Source organism: Roseateles sp. (assembly GCF_031397715.1).
Classification (GTDB): domain Bacteria; phylum Pseudomonadota; class Gammaproteobacteria; order Burkholderiales; family Burkholderiaceae_C; genus Paucibacter_A.
In genome coordinates, this window is sequence record NZ_JANNMI010000441.1 from 1 (window position 1) to 1,273 (window position 1,273).

Sequence of the window (1,273 nt, forward strand, 5' to 3'; positions counted from 1 at the left end):
TCGATGATCTCGAACAGCGTGACCAGGGCGAAATGGTGATCAAGCGGAGTCTCGCGGGCCATCAGCTGACCGAGGCGGTCAAACAGATGCTCCAGACGCAGCATCGTGCGGATGCTCTCGTTGAATGGGTACTCGTATAGGACCAAGGCGGTCATCCCTATCGATCAGCTTGAAGGTCATGGTGCCGTGCACACCGCACAGCAAACTCGCTAATTGTTTCACAGGCCGGGCAGCGTTCGCCAACAATGTCACGCCGGCGCTGCTATTTAACAAGGCGCCAGCGGTCGGCGAGGCTCAGAACTTGCGCTTTGAGCGCAGCGAGGCTCAGCCCCTCGTTGTAGATGACAGCGTCGGCGCAAGCGCGGCGTTGCGCACGGCTGGCCTGCACGGCCAGCACCGCCGCTGCGGCAGCGGCGCTCCATCCCGGCCTAGCGCTGACTCTGGCGAGCTGGGTTTGCTCGTTGCAGTCGACCACCAAAAGCCGCTCGACTCTCGCGCGCCAATGACCGGACTCCACCAACAAGGGCACGTCAAAGACGATCAGCTGCGCCCCGGCCGCCGTTGCCGCATCGGCTTGTAGCCGGGCTTGGTCGCCGATCAGGGGATGGAGAATGGCCTCCAGGCGGCGTTTGGCGCTGGCGTCGGTAAAGGCCAGCTCACGCATGGCCGTGCGGTCAAGCGCGCCGTCGGAGCTGAGCATTGCCGGCCCGAACTCGGCCGCAATTGCCGGCATGGCAGCGCCGCCGGTGCTGCTGAGCTGACGCGCTATCGCATCGGTGTCAATCACAGCCGCGCCGAGCTCCAGCCAAAATCCGGCGACGGTGCTTTTGCCGCTGCCGATGCCGCCGGTCAAACCAATCTTCATGCCCAGCCAAGCCAGCCGAGCACGCGCGGCGCGCCCGCAAACAGCACCACAAAGCCGCCGCCGGCCAAGAAGGGACCGAAGGGGACATAGCGGCCTTCGCGCAGCTTAGCGTTCATCTTCATGCCAATGCCGACGAGGGCGCCAATCACCGAGGCTCCCAGCACAATCGGCAGCACCATCTGCCAGCCCAACCAGGCACCCAACGCCGCCAGCAGTTTGAAGTCACCGTAGCCCATGCCTTCCTTGCCGGTGGCCAGCTTGAACAGCCAATAGACCGACCACAACGACAAGTAGCCGACCAAGGCACCCGTTAGCGCATCGGCCAAGGGAATGGTCAGGCCCAGCAGCGAGGCGGCCAGCCCGGCCCACAGCAGCGGCTGGTTGAGCGAGTCGGGCAGCAGCGTGGTG

The 1,273-nt window shown here is 64.7% G+C and carries 3 protein-coding genes; all 3 read right to left on the minus strand.

The features are described 5' to 3' along the window. On the minus strand, positions 1 to 146 hold a 146-nt coding region (zapD, locus tag RMO57_RS19365), incomplete at its 3' end, for a cell division protein ZapD (RefSeq protein ID WP_310389455.1). A 116-nt stretch (positions 147 to 262) separates the two neighbouring features. Continuing rightward, positions 263 to 865: a dephospho-CoA kinase gene (gene coaE, locus RMO57_RS19370; RefSeq protein WP_310389452.1), complete on the minus strand. Its 603-nt coding sequence runs from the start codon at positions 863 to 865 to the stop codon at positions 263 to 265. Further along, a partial coding sequence (locus RMO57_RS19375; protein ID WP_310389454.1) for an A24 family peptidase occupies positions 862 to 1,273 on the minus strand: 412 nt, incomplete at its 5' end. The genes coaE and RMO57_RS19375, both read right to left, overlap by 4 nt.